The organism is Priestia sp. SB1 (assembly GCF_038898415.1).
In genome coordinates this window covers 315,004-321,225 of the sequence record NZ_JBBJSS010000008.1, presented here as the reverse complement: position 1 = coordinate 321,225, position 6,222 = coordinate 315,004, and the positions used below count along the sequence as shown (strand labels likewise).

Sequence of the window (6,222 nt, the reverse complement as noted above, 5' to 3'; positions counted from 1 at the left end):
TTTAGCCATATAAAAATACTCCCCCAAAGGAAACAGATTTTTTATTTCATCTGTCTACCTTTAGGGGAGCATATCATCAGAACCGTGCTTCTTTTTGTTGCGTTACTCAATCAAATTTTAGTGGCTTGTAATCAAGTTCCGTTACCTTTAACAGAAGAACAAATAGAAGGCACATATACAGTAATTTCTACGCTTGTAACGTCTGCACTTGCGGCGTGGGCTTGGTTTAAAAACAACTACGTTACTAAAAAGGGGCAAGCTCAAAAAGCTGTTTTAAAACGTGAAGGATTAAAAAAATAGTCACTCTTTATGAGTGGCTTTTCTAATTAAAAGGGAGGAATTAAGATGCAAAAGAGAAGTCCGAAAAATGTAAAGGTTATTGATGTATCACACCACAACGGAAAAATTAACTGGACAAAAGTAGCGATGGATGGCGTAAAAGGCGTATATATCAAGTTGACAGAAGGAACAAGTTTTCTGAGCAAAACAGCATATTCTAATTATTTAGGCGCTAAAAATGCAGGGTTGCGCGTTGGTTTTTATCATTATGCACATGCAAACAATGATCCGATTGAAGAAGTGAATTTCTTTTTAAAGAAACTAGGTAACATGAAAGTTGACTTACCGCATTGTTTAGACCTGGAAGAAAACAAAGGTAAATCTAAATCACAAGTTAATGCATTCGCTCTTAAATGGATGGACTACTTGCAGAAGAAAACAGGAATTACACCTATCCTTTACACGAGCTACTCTTTCATGAACAACTTTACAAGTGCTATGGCAAAATATCCGTTGTGGGTGGCGCGTTATGCGGGAGGTTCAAAACGTGTGCAAGGTTTTGATGCTCCTGGTTCTTCCATAATATGGAAAACGTGGGCCATGTTCCAATATACTGATTCAGGGAAAGTTAAAGGTATTTCCGGAAATGTAGACATTAATGAAATGGATCTTAATTTTTTAAAATCAATTGATTCAGGTGTTGTTGTCGTTGGGGATGCAAACCCGCCAAGCTCATATAGAAAAGGTGATTCAGGTTTAGGTGTGAAGGAGCTGCAGCAAAAGATCATGAAATTGGGCTACACGCTTTCAAAATACGGCGATGATGGTTCATATGGTGATGAAATGGTTTCTGCAGTAAAAGCATTCCAAAAGGCAAACGGCTTGATTGATGATGGTATTGTTGGAGAGAAAACACTTGCGAAAATTGATGATTTAATTAAAGCACTTAACAAGCCAAAAGAAGAGGATTTACCAAAAGTAACATCTTTAGGTGATAAATATTCATTCCAGGTGAAGACAAAAGTAGCTGCAGGTGTTTATAAATACTCAAATCTAGCTGAGAAGCAGAAAGTAATTGCCGCAAATACAATTTTTTCTGTATACGGATATACAGAAGGCGTCAAAGCGTGGGCCGTTCCTGGTGGTTTTGTAATGGCTAATCAGGTTGAACCGCTACCTGTAACCTTAACTACAGGCGGTTTAAACAAGGAAATGGAAGCTGAATTTCGTGCCTTCTTAAAAAGTGAAGGAATCGACAGTGAGTTAAACGTTCATGCAAAAGGGAATCCAAGTGCTGAAATTACAGTAAGTGGTTTACAACTGGTGAAGGTTCGCCAATTCCTTGATTTAAAAGGATGGTACTATAAATGAGAAAGGGAGCTTTTAGAATGTAAAAAAGAGCAAATTATAGGCTGTTTTGAAATCTAAAGGTTATAATTGAAAACCCTTCTTCATATAGAAGAAGGGAGGGTTTTAATTATTGCTTTCTGGAAGGATTCCTTTTACATCATCTAATGATATATCATTCTCTTCACAGAGTTCACGTATAACATATAAAGCCCAATTTTTTCTTTGAAACTGTTCTTGACTTACTGTCCACAGTCGGTTGGCAACATCACTATTATACTTTCTTTTTAATGTCAGTAGGAGTATGCCGTATATTGTTAATACAACACGTACGTAGTCTTGTTCAATATTTAAAGACTCTCCATTTTCTCCAATAATGTTAGATGCACTAGAATTTATGAAACATGTGGAGTTATCCGACATTCTTAAAGTTAAAGTCATATTAGGGAATTGAAAAGCAAAACCAGCTTCATATACACTTTGATTAGTTCCTAACCCTGATAGCGCTGGTAATGATCCGAGCACATTGGCTCCTTTACTAGTGCTATCATATTCTTGTTCTGTGGTTAACTGTGCTACAGCTGATACATCTAGTAAAGAGATTGTATATTCAGGGTCACTTTCATGGGAGAAAGAAGAGCCAATTTTAGATAAAAGCCAGTAAAAGAATTGACTATCCCAAGAAAATTGTAAAATTTCTTTATAGTTTATTTTTTTCCACTCTTCTTTTTTATTGTCCCCACGCCCTTGACCAAATAGCACAGATCTTACTCTAGATTCTTCACTGTTTGATACTTCAACCAGAGCATATACCTTTGATTCAATTTCAAAAAAGACAGTTGGGCATGAACGATTAAACACTCTTAAATGTCTTGGTACTACGGTATTATTGGTTCCATTAACATTTATTACTGCTTTTTGTTCACTTTCTGCTTTTTCATAATAACCTGAAGCATGTACATAGCGAATATCTGTATTAGCTATATTCAAAGAGTTAATAGAAAAGTCTGTTTCTCCGTTTGCTGGATGCCATCCGTTTTCTAAAGTTTTGTCTCTTTCTTGTAAATCAGCTCTATCTGCTAAGTAACTGATAGGTAAATTATAATCTAGTCTTAAATTATCAATTACACCTTCCAGAGCTATAGAGCTATCTATTTCCCAAACAGATAAACGTACTTCTTTAATCTTTGTTTTTGCTCTTCCTCTTGCCAAGATTGACCACCTCTTTTTCTATTTTTTGAAAAATTTGATTTCGTGTTCTACAACTTTATGATTGATAAGTAAGTTTAAAAGTTTAATTGGCTTAGAATTGATACTTATGTACGGGCTTACTATTGAAGATAAATTCGAGGGGATAGTTATATCTTCATGTTCTGTCACAGAATATAAATATGTTTTTCCAATAGAAAAGGTACCAGGTTGATTATAGAGTTGAACAAGAAGGGTACTTAACTCTATTTTAAATCCATAATTTGAACTTTCGATTTCAGATACTTGAAAGCGTTCATTAGCCTGTAAAAGCATTCCCGATGGTACAGGCTCCACTTCAATTGCTAACTTACGTGCTTTAATCCACTTAATTAAAAGCCACCACCATATACTTCTTCTCCTACTAATTTTAACTTCTAGCTTTATTGTTCTTAAACTCTGATCGGTTTTAGTTTCCCCGTGTTGATTTAGTATGATAGTTTGAGATATATCACTACCAACATTGTTTGTTTGCTTGATTTCAATTTTTATAGGACGTAGTAACCATGCAAACCAGCCCACTAATAAAGATAGCAAGTAAGTAGCAACGATAAAAGCAATTTCTTTTTCTTTATTTTGGTACCAAGTTGAGTCATTCCAAAAATGAAATATAAAGTATAAAGTTATGTAATTTATCGTTTGTGTCAAAAACATAGCTTTAGGCATAAATAAAAAACCCCTCCCTAGTGAGTATTTGAGGAAGGGAATTTTTTTAATCCCGCAATTAAAGACAATGGCGATTGTACTATAATATTAGGTATATCATTTGTTTCTCCCAAAACCTCAGCAACAGCGTACTTGGTCATTCGGTATAATTTCTGTTCGTATATGAATGAAATAGAAAAAATATCGGTATGCTCCTCCCGGACTTCTTTAATTAAATCATATAACTCATCGTAGTCCTTGTTTCTCAGAGCTTCTTCGATTGCTTCCTCTAGATCTATTTCAATCTCATCTGTAAACATTATATCTTTTAAATAAACATCTAAAGAATTTGATTTCTTAATAAATAAATCAAAATGCCCTTGAATAATTTCAAATGGCTTTAGATTGAATTGTTTAATTAAGGTTTGACGGCTAGGTAACTCCAATGAGTTATTGGTTACCATAGCTATTACAGGAAAGGAACCCAGCGTAAATAAGCTTTCGCTAAAGTTTGTGAAATTGGTAGCTACACTGCCGATTTTTTCATAAAGATGTACAACATGAGTGCGCATATACAATCCTCCTTTTCAATCCGTCATTTACAAAGTATATGCCAATTATAGCAATTAATACACGTCTTTCATATTATTTTATTCGATATAATTTTTTATGTGAAAGTTAGTCTATAATTAAATAGCTGTCTATTTAGACTGAATTTAGGTTCAAATTTTTCCGCTATGACGTTTAGAGGGATTGTTAAAAGGAGTTAAGAATATGGAAAACCAAGAAGACAAATACGCAAATATAGATGTAACAAAGATTTATGAATACGCTGATCTACCAGACAAAATTTCAGGTCGTTGCGATAACTGCGGTGGAGTGAAATTTAAGAGTAGTGTAGGTGGCGGTAAGTTTCTACGCGAATGTACTAGTTGTGGGATGAAAAAGAATATTTAATATAACAGCTCTTTCTGATTGAAGAGGGCCTACAATTTTTTATCAAATAGGGGTATTCACCCAAGAAGGTATATGGGTAAATGCATATGCTTTATTTGAATAAAAAATAAATGGAGGTTACTCTAAATGAATTCAGAAGTACAATTTTTACCCGAAGTAAATCCTCAAGAAATTTATGCAAGTGATGCAGATGAAAGAATTAGACCGTTCGGCGGATTTGGAAGACCTTTTGGAGGTTTCGGTAGACCATTTGGTTTTGGACGCCCATTCGGTTTCGGCAGACCATTTTTTGGCAGACCGTTTTTTGGCAGACCGTTTTTCGGCAGACCGTTTTTTGGTGCACCATTTCTTGCGGGATTAGCAGCTGGCTCATTACTTTATCCATATAGCTATGGTTACGGCTACCCATACTATTATGATCCATACTATTACGATCCGTATTATTCATATACAACTTATTATTATTAATTATTGTTGCTCTGTATACAATATACAGAGCGGAATTACATAATCATTTTCCTTTCATTCAAAGTTATAATTCTTTGAAAATAAAACCCTAGCAATCTACAAGAGATTACTAGGGCTTTTTTTATTCCTGATCATCAAAGCAATTTTGACAAACACCGTTATCTACCAAGTATTCAACCATTTTACCGCATGAGCTACATTGACATTCTTTTGACATGGAATCACCACCTTTCAAATACAAGTCTTTTTATTCTGTTACTTCACCATCGCCGCCTTCACCAGCTGTTCCTTCCGGGTACTTATAGCTGAAAGCAAAAAATTCATAATGGTCAGGTTTCGTTACCGTATTGAAGTTTAAATAAGGAGATTGAGCTTCAAAAGGAAGCTTTTGACCAGGGTTCACCGTGTCTTGCACTTGACCGTAGGCCGTAGTAATCAAATTATCATCTTTATCATAGATAGCTACGCCAACATCTACATTATCAGCAGGTGTTTTAGTTGTATTTTTTACTTGACCGGTTAGAGACATAAAAGTGTTATCTTCATTTACATCAAGAACTTCACCGGAAACTGGAAGTTCTGTTGCACGTTCCGCTGTAATATCAGGCGTTACAGCCAATTCAACTTTATCAACTTCATCAGTAGGTTTAATGTCTGTTTCATTTATTATATAAGCTTTTTGACCAGGCTTTAAAACAGAAGGAGAAGCAAACGCTGTAGAATCAACAGTAGAACCAATAACAGTACCATCTTTATTAAGATAAGTGACATTGATTTCAGAAACATCTACAATTTCTTTGCTATCATTTTGGATGATTGCAGAATAATTAACTTTCTTTTCTCCATCACTCTCATATGTGTGGAATACTTCATTTTTATTTGTAATCTTGAGATTTTCAGGTTTTACTTCTTCTTTTTTATCCCCTTGTTGTTCATTAGTTGTTGTTGGCTTGGTTGTCGTTTCTTTCTCAGTATCATTTGAACAACCAGCAAGTGCCAAACCACATGATAACAATGTTACGCCTAGCATTTTTTTCATCACACAACCCCCTTTTAGTGAAATTTTCCTGTATTGACAAATAACATTATAAGCCTAAAAAAAGAACATGCAAGACATATTTCTTGTCATGTTCATATTTGAAAAATAGAAATTAGTGAATACTCCAAATTACATAATATATTTATAGATTTTTTCTAGGATATATTTACTGAATTGTACATATTAGCCAGAAGATAGGATGCTTGTCTATACTCTGTTTCCTAAGCGGAATAGAATAT

The 6,222-nt window shown here is 34.6% G+C and carries 8 protein-coding genes; 4 read left to right on the top strand and 4 right to left on the bottom strand.

Annotated elements, in window-relative coordinates:
* Both WKH56_RS27745 and WKH56_RS27740 read left to right on the top strand, forming a co-directional pair.
* Positions 1–300: phage holin (locus WKH56_RS27745; RefSeq protein WP_342837084.1), on the top strand; the 300-nt coding region annotated here is incomplete at its 5' end.
* Positions 301–345: 45 nt separating this feature from the next.
* Entirely contained in the window at positions 346–1,650 is a 1,305-nt protein-coding gene (locus tag WKH56_RS27740; protein ID WP_342837082.1) for a GH25 family lysozyme, read from the top strand.
* Between the two features lie 102 nt (positions 1,651–1,752).
* Here WKH56_RS27740 and WKH56_RS27735 read toward each other — a convergent pair whose 3' ends face one another.
* The 3 genes from WKH56_RS27735 to WKH56_RS27725 are packed head-to-tail and all read right to left on the bottom strand — an operon-like array spanning position 1,753 to position 4,091.
* Positions 1,753–2,838: a hypothetical protein gene (locus WKH56_RS27735; RefSeq protein ID WP_342837080.1), complete on the bottom strand. Its 1,086-nt coding sequence runs from the start codon at positions 2,836–2,838 to the stop codon at positions 1,753–1,755.
* A gap of 18 nt (positions 2,839–2,856) precedes the next feature.
* On the bottom strand, positions 2,857–3,540 hold the full coding sequence (locus WKH56_RS27730; RefSeq protein ID WP_342837079.1) for a hypothetical protein: 684 nt from the start codon (positions 3,538–3,540) through the stop codon (positions 2,857–2,859).
* 17 nt (positions 3,541–3,557) lie between these two features.
* Positions 3,558–4,091: a hypothetical protein gene (locus tag WKH56_RS27725; RefSeq protein WP_342837077.1), complete on the bottom strand. Its 534-nt coding sequence runs from the start codon at positions 4,089–4,091 to the stop codon at positions 3,558–3,560.
* A 202-nt stretch (positions 4,092–4,293) separates the two neighbouring features.
* Here WKH56_RS27725 and WKH56_RS27720 point away from each other — a divergent pair, with 202 nt between their 5' ends.
* Positions 4,294–4,476: a DUF8096 family protein gene (locus WKH56_RS27720; protein WP_342837075.1), complete on the top strand. Its 183-nt coding sequence runs from the start codon at positions 4,294–4,296 to the stop codon at positions 4,474–4,476.
* Positions 4,477–4,602: 126 nt separating this feature from the next.
* Positions 4,603–4,944 (top strand): hypothetical protein, encoded by a 342-nt coding sequence (locus WKH56_RS27715; protein WP_342837073.1) that lies wholly within the window; start codon positions 4,603–4,605, stop codon positions 4,942–4,944.
* 247 nt (positions 4,945–5,191) lie between these two features.
* Here the strand turns inward: WKH56_RS27715 and WKH56_RS27710 are convergent, their stop codons facing one another.
* Positions 5,192–5,983, bottom strand: a complete 792-nt coding sequence (locus WKH56_RS27710; RefSeq protein ID WP_342837072.1) for an FxLYD domain-containing protein — start codon at positions 5,981–5,983, stop codon at positions 5,192–5,194.
* Positions 5,984–6,222 lie beyond the last annotated feature (239 nt).